The 20,451-nt window shown below is 30.7% G+C and carries 17 protein-coding genes; all 17 read right to left on the bottom strand.

Annotated elements, in window-relative coordinates; genetic code table 11:
• Nucleotides 1–45 precede the first annotated feature (45 nt).
• The 17 genes from H0I23_RS08510 to H0I23_RS08430 all read right to left on the bottom strand — a co-directional run bounded on the left by H0I23_RS08510 (nucleotide 46) and on the right by H0I23_RS08430 (nucleotide 20,398).
• Nucleotides 46–615, bottom strand: coding sequence for a Crp/Fnr family transcriptional regulator (locus H0I23_RS08510; protein WP_216782808.1), 570 nt, complete (start codon nucleotides 613–615; stop codon nucleotides 46–48).
• A gap of 223 nt (nucleotides 616–838) precedes the next feature.
• The gene (locus H0I23_RS08505) at nucleotides 839–1,783 is read right to left on the bottom strand and encodes a hypothetical protein (protein ID WP_216782807.1); all 945 of its coding nucleotides are present in this window, start codon (nucleotides 1,781–1,783) and stop codon (nucleotides 839–841) included.
• A 226-nt stretch (nucleotides 1,784–2,009) separates the two neighbouring features.
• Nucleotides 2,010–2,432 carry an SMI1/KNR4 family protein gene (locus H0I23_RS08500; protein ID WP_216782806.1) on the bottom strand — a complete coding sequence of 141 codons (423 nt, stop codon included), beginning with the start codon at nucleotides 2,430–2,432 and terminating at the stop codon, nucleotides 2,010–2,012.
• Between the two features lie 393 nt (nucleotides 2,433–2,825).
• A complete protein-coding gene (locus H0I23_RS08495) occupies nucleotides 2,826–4,157 on the bottom strand; it encodes a carboxypeptidase-like regulatory domain-containing protein (protein WP_216782805.1) in 1,332 nt (443 codons plus the stop codon).
• 156 nt (nucleotides 4,158–4,313) lie between these two features.
• Entirely contained in the window at nucleotides 4,314–4,802 is a 489-nt protein-coding gene (locus H0I23_RS08490) for an ATP-binding protein (protein ID WP_216782804.1), read from the bottom strand.
• A 27-nt stretch (nucleotides 4,803–4,829) separates the two neighbouring features.
• Nucleotides 4,830–6,884, bottom strand: coding sequence for a DUF349 domain-containing protein (locus tag H0I23_RS08485; RefSeq protein ID WP_216782803.1), 2,055 nt, complete (start codon nucleotides 6,882–6,884; stop codon nucleotides 4,830–4,832).
• A gap of 112 nt (nucleotides 6,885–6,996) precedes the next feature.
• On the bottom strand, nucleotides 6,997–7,746 hold the full coding sequence (locus H0I23_RS08480) for a shikimate dehydrogenase (RefSeq protein WP_216782802.1): 750 nt from the start codon (nucleotides 7,744–7,746) through the stop codon (nucleotides 6,997–6,999).
• Entirely contained in the window at nucleotides 7,727–8,737 is a 1,011-nt protein-coding gene (locus H0I23_RS08475; RefSeq protein ID WP_216782801.1) for a DUF368 domain-containing protein, read from the bottom strand. The genes H0I23_RS08480 and H0I23_RS08475 overlap by 20 nt, the downstream gene beginning before the upstream one ends.
• An 8-nt stretch (nucleotides 8,738–8,745) precedes the next feature.
• The gene (locus H0I23_RS08470) at nucleotides 8,746–9,663 is read right to left on the bottom strand and encodes a DUF368 domain-containing protein (RefSeq protein ID WP_216782800.1); all 918 of its coding nucleotides are present in this window, start codon (nucleotides 9,661–9,663) and stop codon (nucleotides 8,746–8,748) included.
• A gap of 27 nt (nucleotides 9,664–9,690) precedes the next feature.
• Nucleotides 9,691–11,091 carry a lipopolysaccharide assembly protein LapB gene (locus H0I23_RS08465; RefSeq protein ID WP_216782799.1) on the bottom strand — a complete coding sequence of 467 codons (1,401 nt, stop codon included), beginning with the start codon at nucleotides 11,089–11,091 and terminating at the stop codon, nucleotides 9,691–9,693.
• A 102-nt stretch (nucleotides 11,092–11,193) separates the two neighbouring features.
• On the bottom strand, nucleotides 11,194–12,369 hold the full coding sequence (locus tag H0I23_RS08460) for an aspartate aminotransferase family protein (RefSeq protein WP_216782798.1): 1,176 nt from the start codon (nucleotides 12,367–12,369) through the stop codon (nucleotides 11,194–11,196).
• 5 nt (nucleotides 12,370–12,374) lie between these two features.
• Nucleotides 12,375–14,201, bottom strand: coding sequence for an OstA-like protein (locus H0I23_RS08455; RefSeq protein WP_216782797.1), 1,827 nt, complete (start codon nucleotides 14,199–14,201; stop codon nucleotides 12,375–12,377).
• Nucleotides 14,202–14,294: 93 nt separating this feature from the next.
• Nucleotides 14,295–15,566 carry an adenylosuccinate synthase gene (locus tag H0I23_RS08450; protein ID WP_216782796.1) on the bottom strand — a complete coding sequence of 424 codons (1,272 nt, stop codon included), beginning with the start codon at nucleotides 15,564–15,566 and terminating at the stop codon, nucleotides 14,295–14,297.
• A 12-nt stretch (nucleotides 15,567–15,578) separates the two neighbouring features.
• Nucleotides 15,579–16,037, bottom strand: coding sequence for a Fur family transcriptional regulator (locus H0I23_RS08445; protein ID WP_216782795.1), 459 nt, complete (start codon nucleotides 16,035–16,037; stop codon nucleotides 15,579–15,581).
• Between the two features lie 43 nt (nucleotides 16,038–16,080).
• Nucleotides 16,081–18,285 carry a bifunctional (p)ppGpp synthetase/guanosine-3',5'-bis(diphosphate) 3'-pyrophosphohydrolase gene (locus tag H0I23_RS08440; protein ID WP_216786051.1) on the bottom strand — a complete coding sequence of 735 codons (2,205 nt, stop codon included), beginning with the start codon at nucleotides 18,283–18,285 and terminating at the stop codon, nucleotides 16,081–16,083.
• 45 nt (nucleotides 18,286–18,330) lie between these two features.
• The gene (locus tag H0I23_RS08435; protein WP_216782794.1) at nucleotides 18,331–19,563 is read right to left on the bottom strand and encodes a M48 family metallopeptidase; all 1,233 of its coding nucleotides are present in this window, start codon (nucleotides 19,561–19,563) and stop codon (nucleotides 18,331–18,333) included.
• A gap of 25 nt (nucleotides 19,564–19,588) precedes the next feature.
• Nucleotides 19,589–20,398 carry an RNA methyltransferase gene (locus H0I23_RS08430; protein WP_216782793.1) on the bottom strand — a complete coding sequence of 270 codons (810 nt, stop codon included), beginning with the start codon at nucleotides 20,396–20,398 and terminating at the stop codon, nucleotides 19,589–19,591.
• Nucleotides 20,399–20,451: the final 53 nt, after the last annotated feature.

Raw genomic sequence — 20,451 nt, 5'->3', positions numbered from 1 at the left:
TTGAGCAAATTTCGACACCTTTTAAGCGGTTAGAAATAACATTTGTTAGAAAACGATTTGTTTTCTGATACGACTTAAAGATTGAGGTTCCATTCCTAAAAAAGAAGCGATATTGTCAATAGATACATTTAAAGCTAATTTTGGATTCTGATTTACAAATTTTAGATAACGTTCTTTTGCTGTTAAAATTTGAAAATCTTTAACACGTTCTAATTTACAACTTAAATGTTCGTTGGTTACTTCTTTAATAAATATTGCCCAAAATGTCGTTTCCTTTTGTAAAATATCAAAATCAGGTTTAGATATTTTTAGAACTCTAGACTCTGTGATAGTTTCATAATAATCTAATGAAGGTGTTTCTGTCATAAAACTATCTAATGATGTAAAAAAATCTTGTTCCGCTACAAGGTGCTGTACGACAATTTTTCCGTCAGTATTTTGATATCCCTTTACAATTCCAGTATCTAAGAAATAAATATACCTCTCAACTTTTCCTGGTTCTAAAAGATTAATTTGAGCTGGGATTTGTTCAGAAACGAAATACTTTTTGATTAAATCAATATCATTTTGAGTTAAGGCAATTCTTGATTGTATGTAATTAATTAGATTTTTCATTGTTGAGTGGTAATGGTATATAACGGTCGAGTATATGAAAAGTAGCGCTGAAAAAGTGCGCTAACCATTCGGTTGAACTCAAGCCGAATTTTTAAATTTTTCTATTTATCTTTCTTTTCTCAAATAGCCAAATTTAAAAATTTGGCGACCTCGAAAAATTGCCCGAACCTCTGTGTTTGCAAATGCTCGCGCTATTTTTTATATACATTGTTAGCCACAGTATTTATGCCAGTTTGATTATTGTTGTTTCCATTTCTTTCCAAAATTCTGTGACTATGTTTGGTAAAAGTTCGTTTAATTTAATGTCATTATTGAAAAACCGATTTCTATTTTTATATGAATCAAAATTACCATTTGTATTATCAGGTATTAATATAAATTTTTCGGTCATAATGTTATTCGAAAACAGTTGATAAACTTTTTGGATATTTTCAAACGATGCGTTATGAATTATTTCATTCCTTAAACTGATTATCAATTTAGTGTTATCTGTTTTGTCAAAAATGGTGTTTTTTAACTTACTATTCTTAATTTTTTTCGCATCTCCAAACAAAATTTTATTCGATTTCATTTTTGGATAAACATCAAAATCTTTTGGAATATTCTCAAGTTCATATGCAATCTTAGTAATAAAATCTAATTGGCTATTTAAATTTATGAATAGGTGATTTATTTTTGCGAATATACTTGTTACAAGTCTTCCTGATGCGAACATAAGTCCTTCAACATTTTTTGGGTTTTCGATTATCATAAATGAATTCTCATTTAAGGTCTTGTAAAAATCACATAGTAGAAATCTGGACTCAGATATTAAGTTTTGCAAAGAGCCGACTAAACTTTGAAAATCATAATAATATAGAAATTTATGTGTTTCAGTTGACTTATTCACATTCAGCCACTTTTCAAATTCGTCTTTTGATATTTTTATTTCAGCATTGATTCCAGCATATGAAGTCATTGTCGATTTAGTCATCAAAATGTTGTACATATTTTGAACACTTCCAAACAGAATATCAGCTGATTTGAAAGTTAAATTTATTAACTTAAAATCCATATCAGATGAGATATCATCATTCTTAATGGAAAATTGATTATTCCATTCTGTAACAACAGTTTTGTCAGTTTCTTCATTAGTTGAGATTCCATCAATATTAAAATACTTAATCATTTATTAGGGTTTTTTCAATATTGTGGCTAACGATTTGGCTATGAACAGTACGGGAGCAAACTAGCGTTTACTTTCCACCAAGCACATAGCAAAATCTTTTTGTTTTATTTTTTCTTTTCTTGTTTAAAGCAAAATCCAAAAGATTTTGCGGACTTCATAAAAATACGCAAATCTTTCGATTAAGCCGAAAACCCGTATTGTTTATAGGTTTTGTTGTAAGCAGTTTTTACTTGTGTTTTGCGTGAAGTCCGTTTATAAATTCCTCGAATGAATCTGCTATAATCAGGAATTGTTCTTCTGGTAGATGGTCATTCCAACGATTAACTATTATTTTATGATAACTTTCTACTTCATAACTTATACAATAATGCCAACCTCCGGGGTCATATGCAAAAGGCATTTTTGAACCCCAACCATTTTCCTTAAACTCTTTAGTTAATTGAGCCATCGACATTATTCCATCAAAGGTTTGTAATTCCCATTGATTTCCGTTCTTGTCTTCATAAAAATCCTCAATTACTGAAAGTCCAGCATACTTTTTCATAAATATTTTGAAATTATCAGTTAATTTATCCTCTAAGATATTCTCTAAATATTCGATACTTTTATTTCCAGTTCTTGGAGCTATTGTCAGATTTTTTAATTTCACCTCGAATGATTTTTTAAATTGCTTACAACGTACGGATAACCGTACAATTACGGTTATTTCTGTTTTATTGGTATATAGATTATAAACTTAAGAAAAAATACGATAGCAGTATATAATTAAATAACCTCTAGATAATAATGAATATAAAAACTATTTAATTAATGCATTTTAATTGTAAAATAGTATATTTTAAATTTTAATAGTATCTCAAATTAAAGAATAAATTGAGATACTTATTTAAGTACATCTAAACAATAATTTATACTTTTTCATTTATAAATACAATTAGATATAGCGTATAAATAACGGTGTAATCACTCTTATGTAGCTACATGTAAAAAAGAAAGACCACAAATTGTGGTCTTTTACATTCTGTTTTATTGATGCTGTTTTTTAAGGTCTTAAGCTAGCAACAGCACCGCCACCTATTTTATTTTTTCGTAATTGACGTTGTATTTTTTTAATTGCAGACTCTATCGACTTTTCTGGCTCTATGATATTATATTGACCCCAAAAATCTGGATCTGAAAAACCGATGGCTTCATCGCTCAGAATAATATTTCGACGTAATCTATTTTTTCCTTTTAAGGAGCTTGTAAGGTTCTTTTCCCAATCAGTAACAGCCATTTCACATGTCATACTATATACAGAATTAAAAAGTTTATCATCCCAATTAATTTTAAACTCAAGCATTACATTGCTATAACCATAGTACCACTTGTTATTTTTTTCTCTGTAATCAACTCTATAAGCAACCTCTGTAGGGTACACGTTTGCTTTAGCAGGTTTTTTCTTTACAAACATTTTTGAAGCAGCATCTTTATCTGTAATATTTAAAGCATAAATAGCACTGGTTAATGTTTTGTTTTCAGCATCTATAAATAGTTTTCCTTTATATAGCTGATCGTTTTTAAATTCTTCTTTTTGGTTAAAGTTAATTACATAAATAAGTTTATCATTTATTCTAGTAGAATGATCAAAAGAGAAATTGTAAAGCGGAATTGTTTGTTGTGTAAATACATATTCAGGGTATTTCATAAGATCAACAAATAACGTATTAAACGGACCACCTTGTAGTTTTAGTGCTAATGTATCTAACTTACTATAATCTGTACTTTTTCGCGCCTTATATAACTCTACATTATCTCGCATTTTTGATGAGTAGGGTGTTTTGTGAATATTAACCACCGCTTCAGAAAGAGATACATTCTTTTTTCTTTTCTTAATCGTTTCTCTATAAAAAGCAGTCATTAATGTAGGGTCTTCAAAATAATTGTCGCCTTTATTTTTTAATGTAGCTCTAACAAGTGCTTCGGCGCTTTTAGGTACTGTTACATTAACTTCCGTTAAAGCTACGATAGAGGTTTCTAGTGTAATTTTATTATCGTTTGCTTTTAATTCTGATAATAGAATGTTTTTAGACTTATACCCTAAAAAACTAACCTGTATACTACCTTTTTTAATTGAGGCAGGTATTTTTAATGAAAACTCACCTTCTGAGTTTGTTACTGTAGTAATATTTGTACCTTCTAATGAAAGTGTTGCAAATACTAATTTTTTATTCGATTTATCGGCAACAATTTTGCCTTTAAACTGATTGAAGTTTTCTTCTTGTTCTTGTAAAAATACAGTAGCATTAACTTTTGTTGTTACTCCAATAAGTAACAGTGTTGAAAATACAAAAATTAAGAATTTGTTTACGTTTTTTATGTTTTTTTGTATCATGATTAATAAATTTAGCTGAGTTGTTTCTTAAGTTAGTGATTTAAAGAATAATAGACTGTTAAAAAACTAAAATACAGCTAATTAGGTAATCGATTTTAAAAAGTAGGTTAGGTATTGTTTAAGAAATAAAGGAGTAGGGTTGTGGGAGTTATAAAGCTATTCTTCTATAACCAGAGCATTTTTTAGCTCTTTTTTGGTAAGTTTTTCGAACCAAGTTTCCATAAATTCAAAATTTTCATCTGTTACTTCAAATTCGAAAGTGTCTCCTTGTTCAGTGTTTCTTTTTAAAATTCTTTCGCGTCTAATTTCTTTTGAAATATTTAAGTAGTGTATTTGGTATTCTACTTTATGTTGATTAGCAAATGCAATAAATTTGGCTCTGTGAGTAATTTTAGAAAGGCCTAAATCTAAAATAGCATCTACGTTAGAATGTTTGAGCTGAAGAATAAGTTTCTGAATCAAAGTTTCAGAACGTTCAATTCGTTCTAAAAACCAAGTAATGCCGTCATTTTTGCTTTTGTCAGGCAAAAATAAAACGGCATTCCAAGTATCTATTGAAAAAATTACACCTTTGGTTTTTTCTTTAAGTTGGTTCGAGTATGTTGTTTTACCTGATCCTGTGTTGCCAACGATTAAATGTATCATATAACAAAACTTAAAGTTTAAAAGGTTTTATGCTTCTTCAGAATCTTCTTCAACTGTTTCTTCAGTCTCTTCTGATTCTTTATTTAAATTATTCTTTAAAATATTAAGACTTTTAAGTTTCTCTTTCCAAGTTTCTAAGTCTTTTTTATGACCATCTATTTTCTTAATAACATCTCTAACCACTGGGCTATCTTCTGATGCATTAGAGAAAAACTGAAGGTTGTTTTCTAACTGTCTGATTTCGGTATTGCTTTCATCAATTTTACGTCTAATAAAAGTACGTTCTTTTTGTAAAGCATAATCAGTGTCTTCACTTTGTTTTAATTGTTGAATTTTGTTGCCATATTTCAACATTTCGCCTTCTTGCCTGTCAACGTCTAATTTTTTAAATAAAGCATCTAAAATTTTATTAAACTTAACGTTAATACTCTTTTTATTAAAAGGTACTCTACCATGCGATTTCCATTCGGCAACAAATTGCTTAATAGCACTTAAATCTTTACTTCTTTCGCCAGATAGTTCAAAAGCTTGTATACGTTCTAAACACGCACTTTTCTTTTCAAAATTTTCTAACTCATCTTTCTGGGCTTCATTTTTATGAGCGTGTAATCTTTTAAAATAATGGTTACATGCGTCTTTAAATTCTTTCCAGATTTTATCAGAAAATTTTCTTGGTACATGTCCAATAGTTTTCCATTCATTCTGTATACGCTTCATCTCAGGAGTTGCATGTGCAATATCTTCACTGTCTTTTAATGATGTAGCAAGTTCTAAAAGAGCTCTTTTTTTATCTAAATTATCTTGTTGCTCTTTTTTCTGATCTTTATAAAATGAGTTCTTTTTTCTATTAAATTCACGAACGTTCTCTTTAAAAGAAGCCCATGTTTTCTCATTTACTTTTTGAGGAACTTTACCAGCTTTAAAGAAACTATCTCTTAAAGCTTCAATTTCTTTAATTTGTTGTTGTAAGCGTTTATGGTTTGCCGCAACTTTAATAGTAATGGCTTTTATACCTTCAATAATTTCATGTTTTTTAACAAGGTTCGCCTCAAATTTTTTCTCTAATTCTTGGTAATATCCTTGTCTTCGGTTGTGCAATGCTTTTGTTGCATTACTAAAACGATCCCATATTGCTTCTCTATGATCTTTATCTACAGGGCCGATATCTTCTTTCCAAATTTTATGTAATGTTTGTAATTCTTGGAAAGCTACATTTAAATCTTCTACTTTTTCTAAAGCTTCAGCACGTTCAACTAATTTTTCTTTTTCTTCAAGGTTACGTTTAAAATCTAAATCACGTAACTCTCTATTTAAATGAAGAAAATCGTAAAATATTTCAATATGATGATGGTATGTGCGCCATACATCATTATAATTATTTCTTGGGATAGGGCCAGTTTGACGCCATTTTTCTTGAAGATCTTTGAAGTTTTTATAAGTAGCATTAATATCTTCTTCAATAGATACAAGACCTTTCAAATCTTCAATAATTTGCAAACGCGTTGCTAAATTATCTTTTAAGCTTTTTTCTAAGCTTTTATGATATTGATTTTTCTTTTCTCTATACTCAGTATAAACTTCATTAAATTGTCTTTTCGTTACCGAATTATAATGAAAGTCTATTTCGTTTCCACCGTTGCTGATAAATTCTTCTTTTTTCTCATCTAAAAATTCTTGAAATTTTAAATCGAATTCAGATTTGATATCATCAACATGCTTTTTAATAGCCTGTACTTTTTCATTTTTTACTAAGCGCTGTAATTCACCTACTAAATTTTCGATAGACATCGAATGATAGTCTAAAACAGGAATAGTGTGCCGTACACGATTGTCTTCATCTTCAGCATCTTCTGCGTTAGAATCGTCTATTTCATTCAAAACAACATCTTCCTCATCAACAGCTGCTTTTTGCTCTGTATTAGATTCGGCTTCAATAGTTTCTGAAGTATCGTCTTTTGCAACCTCTTCGTTTGAAGATTCTGTCTGTTCTTCAATAGTCGTTTCTTCTGTTTTTTCAGTAGTATCGCTATTGTTTTCATCACTACTACCCAACGGTAGTTTTTCGTCTTTCTCGTCCAACATTATGTACGTATTTGGCTATTTGCCTAATTCATTGGTAATATAGTAACAACCTCGTGAATACCAAAAAAATATGTTAAACTTATTTAGAATAATGTGTAAAAATATTTAAGTATTAGCTATTCCATATCTCCCAAGATTTTTCTGCCTGTAATTCTAACATTTTATCACCATTTTTTATTTGAGCGCCTCTTTTTTCGCCTTCTAATAAAAATGCAGTTTTTATTGGGTTATATATCAAATCAAATAGCAAATGCTTATCACTTAAATATTCATAAGGTATATCTGGTTTATCTGTTATATCGGGGTAGGTGCCAAGGGGAGTGCAGTTTACAATAACAGTATGTTTTTCTATTATAGTTTTATTTAAATCGGCATAAGTAAATTGATTCTCTTTAGCGGTTCTAGATACAAATGTATAGCTCAGGTCTAATTTTTTTAAAACAAAGGCTATTGCTTTTGATGCCCCGCCTGTACCTAAAATAAGTGCATATGTATGGTGTTTTTTTATTGCAGGCTCTATAGATTTTTGAAAACCATAATAATCAGTATTGAATCCTTTAAGGCCTTTGTCTGTAAATTTTATGGTATTTACTGCGCCAATTTCTTTAGCAGTATCATCTACATCAAATAAAAATGGAAAAACATCTTGTTTATAAGGAATTGTAACATTAAAACCTTTAATGTTTTTTTCTTTTTCTAATATCGATTTAAGCTCATTAATATCTTGAAAATCAAAGTTTTCATAACTGTAATCGTCTAACTTTAGATTTTTAAATTTTTCAGTAAAATAAGACCTAGAAAAAGAGTAGTCTATATCTTTTCCGATCAATCCGAAACGTATTTTATTTTCTGTTTTTGCCATACCAATCTAATCCTAAAAGAGTTATTATCCCTGTACATATAAAGAAAAATGCCCACCAAGTTTCTAAACTTGTCATATCAGGAAAATATCTTTCGTAATTAATTATAATTTCATTTCCGTTAGAATCTAGTGCTAAACTAGTATCTAAATTTGTTTTGAGAATTGTTTTTTTCCAAGGCCAAACTACACCTAGCGATCCTGTTATAAAACCTATAATGATAGCGGTTGTAATGTGCTTAAAATGTTTTAGTAAATAGGTTAGTAGGTGAGATAGTGTTACTAAACCAACAGCAGAGCCAGTAGTAAATACAGCAAGTATTTTTAACGTATGTAACCTTTTGGTATTTTTAAAAACACTAAAGTCACCAACAATTATTTCAGCAAAAGTATCGTATAATGAATTTACAGAGTCTACTAGAAGCAATACGTAATTACCGAGTAAAATTAAAATAAAAGAACCTGATAGGCCTGGTAATGTCATTCCCGAAACACTAATCATACCACATAAGAAAATAAAAATAAGATTATCGTTTTCTTTCGCAGGGTTTAAAAAGCTGATGGCAATACCAATTACTAGGCCAATAAAACCTGCAGTGACTGTTTTTTTACTCCAGTGGTTAAAGTCTTTTGCGATATAATAAATTGATCCTAAAATCATTCCGAAGAAAGCGGACCAAACATAAAGTTCTTTTTCTTCTAAAAAGTAATCTAATATTTTAGAAACACTAAAGTAGCTTACTAACATTCCGAAAATTAGTAATGTTAAAAACTGACCGTTAGTATAACGATAAAAACTTTTTATTCTTCCATTTAATAGAAGCTTAAAAGCTTTTGTGTTTATCTTTTGTAGTGAATAAATAAACTCTTCATAAAACCCACCAACAAAGGCTACGATTCCGCCAGAAACACCAGGAACTTTATTTGCAGCACCCATACATAAGCCTTTGACGATAAGCCAAAATTTATCTGAAGATGTACGCGGTTCATGCATAAAGTATTTTACTTTTTAGAAGCTAATTTTTCTAAGATAAAAATAAGAGAAAAACCTATTAAAGCGAGAACAACAGCTAACAATAATTGATTATCCCCTACGTATGAAAAAGGAGAAATATTTTCTTCAACAACAGGAATTATTTTATTACCAAAAACTTTAGTTTCTAATACATTTTTCCATGGCCATATTTTATTTAAGGAGCCTAAAATAAAACCAGTAAGTACAGCTAATGTTAAATCTTTATAATGTGTAAACATCCATTTTAAAAGTTTAGCAAAACTTAGTAAACCAAAAATAGCTCCTAAGCCAACGGTAGCAACTATTTTTAAATCTCGTTCATGTACAGCATCTAAAATAACTTTATATGAGCCTAAAAGAACAAGAATAAATGCACCTGAAATACCAGGCAATATCATAGCACAAATTGCCAATGCACCGGATAAGAATAAAAATGGTAAACTGTCAGTATTTTCAGAAGTTGGTAATGTTGTTATGTAATAAGCGGCTATAGCACCTATAATTAGCATAATTACTGCTGTAGCATTCCATTTTTCGATAGATTTACCTACAAAAAAGATACTTGCGACAACCAAACCAAAAAAGAAAGACCATAGCAGAACTGGTTGGTTTAGTAGCAACCAGCTTATACCTTTTGCTAAAGATACTACGCTAATAAAAATACCAAGAAATAAAGAAATTAAAAAATTACCATTTGCTTTACTCCAAAAAGCTTTAAAACCTTCTTCTTTGAACGTTTTAAATAAACCGAAGTTGATATTGTTTATAGAGTCAATTAGCTCTTCATAAATACCAGATATAAAAGCAATAGTACCACCCGAAACTCCGGGTACTACATCAGCAGCTCCCATTGCAATTCCTTTCAGTGTTATAAAAAAGTAACTTAAAAAATTTCTATTTTCCATATGTATAAAAAAACAAAAATAGTTTTTTTATTTGGAAGCCTTTTTATATTGTTCAAAGATGTTTAACATCCATTCTGTATTAGAGAAAATAGGATACTCCTCTTTAAAACTATTTAACCCATCTGTGTTTAAGATTATAGCTTCAGAAAGGTATTTTTTAGCATCTTCTGAATTTGATAATTTACTGTTAACACCTGATAATTTAAATAAAATAGAAGCCTCTTCTGGATGAAACTCTAAACCTTGTTTTAATATTTGAATGGCAGAATCGAAATCTTCATTTTTTTCGACAACACTAGCCCATAGTAACCAAGTTTCTAATTCGTAATTACCAAAATCTACAGCTTGTTTAAAAGCAAAATCAGCTTCATCGTAATTTTTTAATGCAGCATTTATTTTTCCACATTTTTTCCAATATGATGGATTTTCTCCATCTATATTTGTTGCTTTATTAATATAATATGCAGCCTTTTCGTAGTTTTTTTGTCGGTAATAAAAATTAGTAATTGCTAACCACCCTTTATCTAAAAGCGGATCTTCGTGCACAGTATGGTAAAAGTAATATTTAGCCATATCTGTATTACCTAGCTTTTCATGACATTTGCCAATTCTAAGGTATGCATGCGAGGTAGGGTCTTCAATACTAATAGTAGTCTCGTAATTTTCTATAGCCTCGTTGTATTTGCCAAGTTTTTCTAAAACTTTACCTTTTTCAAAATAAGCACCTATAAAACTATCATCTGATATTATTGCAAAATCAAAAGCACTAAGGGCTTCTTTGTACATTTTTTTAGCAATGTATTGCTTTCCTAATTGATGCCAAGCAACTTCGCAATATGGTTTTTTCTCTAAATAATCATTCAAATAAACAATAGCACCATTAAAATCTTCAAGAAACTCAAAACAATAAATGACATTGTATAATGAAGAGTAATCTTCTTCATCGAACTCTACACATTTCATGAAATTTTTCTTAGCCATTTCAAAATCATCCATAAAAAGGTACTCCATTCCCAATAAAGAATGGATATCGAATCCGTCATCAGAAAATTCTAAAGCTTTTTCTAATAAATTTACAGCTTCAATATGATTATCTTTTTTAGAATAAATATTGGCTCTCTGAATATAGATTTCTTCATTATAGTTGTCTAATAATTGAAGTTCATCTAATAATTTTTCAGCTAACTCCAATTTGTTTTCAAAAACAAGAACCTCAATATTAAGTAACTTAATCTCAAGGGTATCAGGATGTTGCTGTAGACCAATTTTTATCGCCTTTTTTGCCAATGATATTTTTCCATTATTTAAATAATGATGGATAATATCTTCAAAGTCTTCTGCATCAAAGAAATAGACATCATCTGTCTTTAACATTGACTCAAACTTGGTTATTGGTTGGCTAGGTCTTTCCTCTGCATTAAACGCCATAGGCCTCTCTGTTTATCTAATTGACTTAAAATTAGTATTAACTATCTAGTGATAAGCTGTTTTAGTGTCTACTTTATTAACAAATTAGTTAACAAAATAGTATTAGTAGTTATTTAAAATTGATATTATTTGTTCGCAACCCTGTTTAATCTCTTCGTTTGAGATAGTTAGGGGAGGTGAAATTCTTACAGCTCTTGGTTCAAATAATAACCAGAAAAGAATTAGTTTTTCTTTAGCCGCAGTTAAAATAACATGATTTGCTATTTCTTCATTTTCTAAAATGAGTGCTAACATTAACCCTTTACCTCTAATTTCTTTTATAAGTGTATGCTTTAAATATTTTTTAAAAAGAATTTCTTTATCAAGAGTTTCGGCAATAAGATTTGTTTCGGTAATTTCTTTTAAAGTAGCTAAACTTGCCGCCGCAATTATCGGGTTACCACCAAATGTAGTTATGTGACCCAGTTTGGGAGAGTCTTGCAATGTTTCCATTAACTTTTCTGAAGCTACAAAAGCTCCAACAGGTAAACCGCCTCCCATGCCTTTACCTATTACTAAAATATCAGGAGTACAGTTATAATGTTCAAAAGCAAAAAGCTTACCTGTACGCCCAAAGCCAGGTTGTATTTCATCTAAAATAACTAAAGCTCCAACTTTATCGCAGCGCTCTCTTACCTTTTTTAAATAGTCATTTTTTGGTTCTATAAAACCAGCACCACCTTGTATGGTTTCTAAAATAACAGCAGCTGTTTTATCTGTAATTCGATCTAAATCACTTTCATTATTAAACTCAATACTTCTAATATCAGGAACAAGAGGTCTAAAAGCACTTTTTCTTTCTTCGTAACCCATCAAGCTCAAGCTGCCCATAGTATTACCATGGTATGCTTTTTTTGCAGCAATAAGTTCTGTTCGCCCTGTTGCTCGCCGAGCTAGCTTTAAAGCTCCTTCAATAGCTTCAGTGCCAGAATTTACTAAATAAGTGGTGGTTAATGATTCGGGCAATAATGAGGCTAGTAATTTTGTGTAAACAACAGCGGGCTCTTGTATGTACTCGCCATAAACCATTACATGCGCATATTTATCTACCTGCTTTTTAATAGCATCACTAATTTTTGGATGACAATGGCCTAAACTACAAGCAGAAACACCTGCAACAAAATCTAAATGAGCATTACCTTCCTTATCAAAAATATAACTGCCTTTGGCGTGCGATATTTCTAATGCAAGTGGGTGAGTACTCGTTTGAGTTTGATATTTAAAAAAGTCTTCTTTCATAAAAATCAGATAGATTTTTTAGTAATTACTTTTGTTGAGTCAACTTTTTTTGTTGTAGTATTTTTTTCTTTTTTAGGCTCTGTAGTTACAGCAGGCGAAACTTTTTTAGAGCTTTCTTTTTTCTTTTTTTGAGGAGTGTTTACAGGGTCTGAAATATTTTTACTTCTCTCGGCTTCTTCAGCATCAATATCAATAGGGTTTTCAATTCCTTGTATAACAACAAGTTCGATGTTGTTATCATCTTCATCAAAAATATCGTCTTTGGTTAAAATCCGTTCATCGCCTCGCCAAACCATACCTTTTAATATTCTGCTATTTTCGGGTAAGTCAGCCTCAGGAAAAATATCACCATCAGGTTCTATGTAAAAAGTTAAATCTTCAACATCGTTATTTTCTAAAGTGATATTAATTTTACTACAAATAGTTTTATTAATACCAATTAATTCTTGGTCGTCATTATACATCCAATAGATAACTTCGGTGTTTTTAATAAGATCTATTTCGTCGAGTTCATTATCTAAAAATTTACCAAATAAATCTTTTCCTTTTGCCTGGTTATAGCCTGTTTTTCCAATGGTATCTATTGATACAATAAAAGCATTATCTAACACCTTTAAAGAATCTAGTTTTTCAGTTTTGGTATTTGATATTAAATGGATGCTATCTCCTGTCATTTGATTATCGGCATTCCAAATAATAGGATAGAATTTAGGCCAATCTTTTTCTTTGGCAGCCTCTGGAATTCTTTTTCCAATAAGTTGGGTAAGTCCACTTTCTTGATCTACATGAATAGAATCTGCTTTACCACTTAAATCTGTTTTATAAAATTTAGCATTTCTAAAAGCTCTTAAGATTCTTTTATCAGGTACTCCTGTAATCATCAGAGTATCACCATGCATGTAAAGAGAATCGTTCTCGACCATATTTATGGCAACTGCTCTTTTGGTAGCAAAAACAGAGTCTTTAGCTTTAAAAACTTCAGCGTAGTGTGCTCTTAGTATACCGTTATTAACAGTGTCGGTAATGACAATATTATTTGTTGCAGATGCAAATTCGCGTGCCTTATTAAAGTAAACAGAATCGCCAACAATAATACGGTCGTTATAATCTATTCGTGTGTTTTTAATACCATAACCGCTTTCTACTTTAGTATCATAAAAGCCACGCTCGCAATATATTTTGTAAGTTTCACCAGTAACTGTTGATGGTCCGTACATGTATGCATTTTTAGAACTTGTGTAATAATCTAATTGCTCAGAGTCTAATATATAATCGGGGTTGTCGATATGTACACTATCTAAAAACTGATATTTTTTAGTTTCCATAAAGTATCGACCAACTTGGCTCGTTAGTATATTTACAGAGTCAATAACTTTTCCATAATCTTGGTAATAAGCTTCTTGTTTTTCACGATTAAAACGTAAAGTGTCTGTTTCGAGTCTCATACCTGGTGTTTGTTCTAAAATAACATTACCCCAAGCTTTAGCTAGTTTTATATTACCATCATAATCAACTTTCTCGCTAGTCATTTGAATAGAATCTCCTTGTTGGAGTCTAATATTACCGACAGCTTTCAATCTATTTTCTTTTTGATAAAAAATAGCGTAATCACACCACAGGTCAGCCCCTTGGTGTTCAAATTGTACTTGTCTTTCATCTTTACTGAAAATAGAAGCACCAGGTGCCATAGCTTCATCTTTAGTGAAGGTACCACCGTAAATAATATTGATTTGCTTTTTTTCTATAGGTTGTTCTTGAGAGAAACCTGAATTAGAAATAAAAAGGATGATTAAAAAATAGAGTAGCTTTTGCACTAAATTAAATTTTGACAAAAATAATGTTTTTTGAAGCAGACAATACTCGATTAGGATAAATTTAGTATTTGAAAGAAATTAAAAAGCCACTTTTTAAAGTGGCTTTTTAATTTATCTGTGTATTGTTTGTGTTCTATCTGGACCAACAGAAACAATCTTAATTGGCACTTCGAGTTCTTTTTCTAAGAAATCAATATATTTATTTAAAGCATCTGGTAATTGTTCCGCTTTGCTCATTTTGGTTAAGTCTTCATCCCAGCCATCCATTTCAGTATAAATAGGTGTTACACTATCAGCTTCTATATTGTATGGAAAATGAGTTATTTTTTCTCCTTTATAGTCGTAAGCAGTACAAATTTTTAATTTTTTGAAGCCGCTTAAAACATCACCTTTCATCATCATTAACTCAGTAACACCGTTAATTTGAACAGCATACTTTAAAGCAACTAAATCTAACCAACCACACCTTCTTGCTCTACCAGTTGTTGCACCAAATTCATTACCAACTCTTCCCATGGTTTCACCATCTTCATCAAAAAGTTCAGTAGGGAATGGACCACTACCAACACGAGTAGTATAGGCTTTGAAAATACCTTTTACATCGCCTATTTGATTTGGGGCAACACCTAAACCAGTACATGCACCAGCAGCAGTCGTGTTTGATGAAGTAACAAATGGATATGTTCCAAAATCAATATCTAATAAAGATCCTTGTGCACCTTCAGCTAATATTTTTTTACCTTCTCTTTGCGCTTTGAATAAAAATTCTTCGCTATCAATAAAAGTAAGTTGTTTTAATTCTTCAACCGCTTTAAAGAAATCAGTTTCTAATTCTTGTAGATCATATTGAATATCTACATCGTAAAAACCAATCATTGCTTCATGTTTGTCAGCAAGGTTACGGTATTTTTCTTTCCAATCAGATAGTTCTAAATCACCGATACGCATTCCGTTACGGCCAGTTTTATCCATATACGTCGGGCCGATACCTTTTAAAGTAGAACCTATTTTGGCTTTACCTTTTGCAGCTTCAGAAGCAGCATCTAATAAACGATGTGTTGGTAAAATTAAATGAGCTTTTCTTGAAATGAATAAAATAGATTTGATATCTAATTTAAACTGCTTCAAGTTATCTAATTCTTTCTGGAAAATAACAGGGTCTATAACAACTCCGTTACCTACTATGTTAATTGCTCCTTTGTGAAAAATCCCTGAAGGAATAGTATGCAAAACATGCTTAATCCCATCAAATTCTAAAGTATGACCAGCATTTGGTCCTCCTTGAAAACGAGCGATTATATCATAATCTTGAGTTAGTACGTCAACTATTTTTCCTTTTCCTTCGTCTCCCCACTGAAGTCCTAGTAGTAAATCTACTGCCATTATTGTAATTGGTTAATTATTTGTATTATCTTCTTTTTTGTTTCTAGTCCCATAAAAGTACAACGAGTGTGTATTGATTGTGATATCAAAAACTTCTTCTATGGTTTTTTTTATAGATTGAATACGAGGGTCACAAAACTCAATAACCTCACCAGTGTCAGTCAAAATCACGTGATCGTGCTGTCTGTCAAAATAAGATTTTTCGTATTGTGCTTGATTTTTCCCGAACTGATGCTTTCTTACCAATTTACAATCTAATAAAAGTTCAATTGTATTGTATAAGGTAGCACGGCTTACTCTATAATTTTTATTTTTCATGTTGATATAAAGACTCTCTATATCAAAATGCTCCTCGCTATCGTAGATTTCTTGGAGTATAGCGTAGCGTTCAGGTGTTTTTCTGTGCCCGTTTTCTTCTAAAAAGTTAGTAAAGACATTTTTTACGATGTCTTGGTTCTTGTTATTGCTCATAAGAACTTATGCATCTTTCAGGTTACAAATGTACAGCTAAAATTTAAATTCTGCTTACTTTGTCTATACCGTTAATGCCTTTTAAATTGTTGATAAGTTTTTTTAATATGTCATTATTTTTAACAACAACGGTTATGGTGCCTTTGAAAGTTCCGCCATCGGTGCTAAAATTTAGATTTCGCATATTTACATGCATGTTGCCAGAAATAATATCGGTAATACTACTTACCAACCCTAAATTGTCAATTCCTGTAAGTCTGATTTCAGAAGTAAATTCTTGCTGACTAGAGTCTATCCACTTCGCACTCATTATACGATACGCATAATTAGATTGCAGTGAAATTGCGTTAGGGCAATTTTTAGAATGTACTTTTATTCCTTCGTTAATACTAACAAAGCCAAACACATCATCACCAGGTATAGGGTTGCAACATGGTGATAATTTGTAAGGTAGCTTTTCTTCTTCTTTGCCAAAAACTAACATGTCGTACTTAGAGGTAATCTCATCTTTGTCAATATCTTCGACAGTTTGTACTCTACGTATTTTGTTTTTAAAAAAGTTTATAAATGCGTTGCTGTAAGTAGCAGAAAATTCTTTTATTTTTTGATTGTCAATAGCTCCAATACCGACTCTGTAAAATAAATCTAAACTAGTTTTTAGTTTAAAATAAAGAACCATTTTGTTAATAGTATCTTCACTAAAGCTTATTTTTTGTGACCTCAGTTTTCTTCTAAGTACTTCTTTACCTTCTAAAGCAACACTCTTTTTCTCTTCTCTTAGTGTACTTTTTATTTTGGCTCTTGCTCTAGCAGTTGTTGCATAATCTAACCAGTTTTGGTTTGGTTGTGCACTCTCGGAGGTTATAATTTCTACCTGATCACCACTATTAAGTGTAGTGTTTAAAGGTACTAGTTTCCCATTAACTTTAGCACCACGTGTGTGCATACCTACTTCGGTATGTATGTTAAAAGCAAAATCTAACGGTGTTGAATGTTTAGGTAGTGATTTTAGTTCTCCTTTGGGGGTGAAAACAAATATCTCTTTAGAATATAGGTTTAGTTTAAATTCCTCAACAAAATCAACAGCATTTGTATTCGCATTTTCTAAGGCTTCTTGAAGTTTGTTTAACCATTCTTCAATACCAATTTCTTTTTGATTACCGTGTTTGTATTTATAATGAGCAGCATATCCTTTTTCTGCAATTTCATGCATACGTTCACTTCTAATTTGCACTTCAACCCATTTACCCATAGGCCCCATAACAGTAATGTGTAAGGCTTCATATCCAGTAGATTTTGGAGAGGAAATCCAATCACGTAAACGAACAGGGTTAGGTGTAAAATGATCTGTAACAATCGAATATATTTTCCAAGCTAAAAATTTCTCATTTTGCTTGTCAGACTTATAAATTACTCGAATGGCAAATTTGTCATAAATTTCATCGAAGGTTACATTTTGAGTCACCATTTTTCTTCTAATAGAAAAAATAGACTTCATACGACCTTTTATAAGGTAATTAAGACCTTCTTTTGTTAATGAGTCGCTAATAACAGAAGAGAAATTGTCGATATATTCTTTTTGTTCTTCTTTAGTTTCTTCTATTTTACTTAGGATATCACTGTAAACCTCTGGTTCTGTATACTTTAAGCTTAAATCTTCTAATTCATTTTTTATATTATATAGTCCAATTCTATGTGCAAGCGGAGCATAAATATAAAGTGTTTCAGAAGCTATTTTTACCTGCTTATACTCTGGCATTGAATCCATCGTAAGCATGTTATGGTATCGATCAGCAATTTTAATAATGATAACTCTAATGTCATCATTAAGTGTTAAAAGCATTTTTCTAAAATTCTCAGCCTGCTGCGATATGTTCATATCTTTTTTCAGGTGAGCAATTTTTGTAAGTCCATCAACAATTCTGGCTACAGATTCACCAAAAAGGCGTTCAATATCATCTAGTGTATATTCGGTATCCTCAACAACATCATGTAAAAGAGCAGATGCTATAGAAACAGCATCTAATCCAATTTCAGAAGCTACAATTTTAGCAACCGCTATAGGATGAAAAATATAAGCTTCTCCAGATTTTCTTCTTTGGTTTTTATGAGCATCAACAGCAATGTCAAATGCAGAGCGTATCAATTTCTTATCCTCATCGGAAAGTGTTTGATAGCTGATGCGAAGCAATTCTTTATATTGCTTTGCAATTTGCTTATTTTCTTTTTCTATTGCTTCTTCGGTCATCATAATATTAAAAATAAGATAATACTACCAACTAACCTACAAAAATTATGCCTTTAAGTTTTTTATTCTATCAATTAAGGTTGGATGAGAATAATGCATGAAAACATAAGCTGGGTGCGGAGTTAGATTGCTTAAACTATTTTTAGATAGTTTTTTAAGAGATGTAATTAATGGGGTAGAAGCAAAGGTGTTTTTAGCATAATCATCTGCTTGGTATTCAAATTTTCTAGACATATAGTTCATAACTAGCCCAGTAATTTCTGAAATGGGACTGTATAAAATACCAAAACCGACAAGTGCAGCATGAAAACTAGGTGTATTTACGCCAATTGCTAATGATACTTCTGGAGTATTTATAAAAAGTGATAATATAAAAAGAGTAAGCCCAGTTAGTAATATTGATGCAAATAAATTAAATATAATATGCTTTTTCTTATAATGTCCAACTTCATGAGCTAAAACAGCAACAATTTCATCTTCATTTAAATCATTAATCAGTGTGTCATAAAGTGTAACTCTTTTTTCTTTACCAAAGCCTGAAAAATAAGCATTTGCTTTTGTTGATCTTTTAGAGCCATCTATTACAAATATATTCTGAAGTTCGAAACCTACTTGTTGTGCATAGTTTTCAATTTTACTTTTTAGTGAGCCATTTTCTAAAGGTGTTTGTTTGTTAAAAAGAGGCACAATTAATCGACTATAAAATAGATTCATAATTAAAGAAAATACAGCGACTAAAAGCCAAGTGTATATCCAAAAATTAGACCCAGCCCATTCAAAAAACCAAATAATTGCAGCTAACAATAATCCACCAATAACTATAGTCATTAACCACCCTTTTAGTTTATCTAAAAAAAATAATTTTCTGGTAGATTTATTAAAGCCAAATTTTTCTTCAATACTAAAAGTAGAGTAGTAGGCAAATGGAGTGGTTATTATATCACTACCAATCATAATAATTCCAAAGAAAATTAAAGCGATAACTATAGTATTATCTGTAAAACTTCTAGCAGTTGAATCAATCCATTCAAAACCACCAAAAATCAAAATACAGATGGTTAATAAAAATGAGAATGTTGTTGTTATCAGACCGAATTTATAATTAGTTTCTTTATAATCTTGCGACTTTTGGTATGCTGTAGAGTCAAAAACGTCATTGAGCTCATTTGGTACAGGGTCTTTATATTTTTTCGCATTCAAAACCTCTAAGCTAGTTTCTAGTATAAACTGTAGAGTAAGTATACCAATAATAATGTAAAATAAAACTTCAATTGTCATTTGGTTTGTTTTTTGGTAGGTAGGCTTATAAAGCTCGTTGTCTTTTTGCTTCAAAAATTACAATTGCGGCAGATACTGATACATTCATAGAATCTATTTCGCCTTCCATAGGAATAATAATGTTTTGAGTAGAATTATCGAGCCATTCGTTTGATAGGCCTGTAGCTTCTGTGCCAACAACAATTGCAGAAGGTTTAGAATAATCAATTTTCGTATAATTTTCAGAGGCAGTCAAAGCTGCACAATATATAGCAATATCATTATCTTTTAAAAAAGATATGATTTCTTCAGTACTACCCATAGCAACATTATTAGTAAAAACGCAACCAATGCTTGAACGTATAATGTTAGGGTTGTATAAATCTCCTTTAGGATTAGCGATAAGTACAGCATCTAATTTAGCGGCATCGGCAGTTCTTAATAGGGCTCCTATGTTACCAGGTTTTTCTGTAGCTTCTGCTATAAGTATTAAAGGGTTTTTAGTGTTAAACTTTAAGTCAGATAATAAGTGCGATTTAGCTTTTGCGATAGCTATTATACCTTCAGTTGTTTCTCTGTATGCAATTTTTTGATATACTTCTTTTGATACCTTAATTAATTCAGGTGAGTGTTTTAAGTTTTTTAATAGTTCAAGTATTTCTTTTTCAGTAACTATTGCCTCATTAAAAAATAAGGTTTTTATGGTATATTTGCCTTTTAGTGCTAATTGAAATTCTCTAGAACCTTCTAAAACAAATTCCCCAGTTTTTTTGCGTTCTCGAGATTTATCTTTTAAAACTAAAACGCTTTTAATCAAAGAGTTCTGTAAGCTACTAATTTGTTTTATTGCATTCATTAAAACAAAAGTAATTAATCTTGTAAACTTATAATTATATAGTCGACAAAACA

This window comes from Cellulophaga sp. HaHaR_3_176, assembly GCF_019021925.1.
GTDB lineage: Bacteria > Bacteroidota > Bacteroidia > Flavobacteriales > Flavobacteriaceae > Cellulophaga.
This window is presented reverse-complemented; position numbering and strand designations above follow the sequence as displayed.

Bases quoted from the DNA above. Each gene is read 5' to 3' on its own strand.
- H0I23_RS08510 (WP_216782808.1), bottom strand. From the start codon at position 615: ATGAAAAATCTAATTAATTACATACAATCAAGAATTGCCTTAACTCAA.
- H0I23_RS08505 (WP_216782807.1), bottom strand. From the start codon at position 1,783: ATGATTAAGTATTTTAATATTGATGGAATCTCAACTAATGAAGAAACT.
- H0I23_RS08495 (WP_216782805.1), bottom strand. From the start codon at position 4,157: ATGATACAAAAAAACATAAAAAACGTAAACAAATTCTTAATTTTTGTA.
- H0I23_RS08490 (WP_216782804.1), bottom strand. From the start codon at position 4,802: ATGATACATTTAATCGTTGGCAACACAGGATCAGGTAAAACAACATAC.
- H0I23_RS08485 (WP_216782803.1), bottom strand. From the start codon at position 6,884: ATGTTGGACGAGAAAGACGAAAAACTACCGTTGGGTAGTAGTGATGAA.
- H0I23_RS08480 (WP_216782802.1), bottom strand. From the start codon at position 7,746: ATGGCAAAAACAGAAAATAAAATACGTTTCGGATTGATCGGAAAAGAT.
- H0I23_RS08475 (WP_216782801.1), bottom strand. From the start codon at position 8,737: ATGCATGAACCGCGTACATCTTCAGATAAATTTTGGCTTATCGTCAAA.
- H0I23_RS08470 (WP_216782800.1), bottom strand. From the start codon at position 9,663: ATGGAAAATAGAAATTTTTTAAGTTACTTTTTTATAACACTGAAAGGA.
- H0I23_RS08465 (WP_216782799.1), bottom strand. From the start codon at position 11,091: ATGGCGTTTAATGCAGAGGAAAGACCTAGCCAACCAATAACCAAGTTT.
- H0I23_RS08460 (WP_216782798.1), bottom strand. From the start codon at position 12,369: ATGAAAGAAGACTTTTTTAAATATCAAACTCAAACGAGTACTCACCCA.
- H0I23_RS08450 (WP_216782796.1), bottom strand. From the start codon at position 15,566: ATGGCAGTAGATTTACTACTAGGACTTCAGTGGGGAGACGAAGGAAAA.
- H0I23_RS08445 (WP_216782795.1), bottom strand. From the start codon at position 16,037: ATGAGCAATAACAAGAACCAAGACATCGTAAAAAATGTCTTTACTAAC.
- H0I23_RS08440 (WP_216786051.1), bottom strand. From the start codon at position 18,285: ATGACCGAAGAAGCAATAGAAAAAGAAAATAAGCAAATTGCAAAGCAA.
- H0I23_RS08435 (WP_216782794.1), bottom strand. From the start codon at position 19,563: ATGACAATTGAAGTTTTATTTTACATTATTATTGGTATACTTACTCTA.
- H0I23_RS08430 (WP_216782793.1), bottom strand. From the start codon at position 20,398: ATGAATGCAATAAAACAAATTAGTAGCTTACAGAACTCTTTGATTAAA.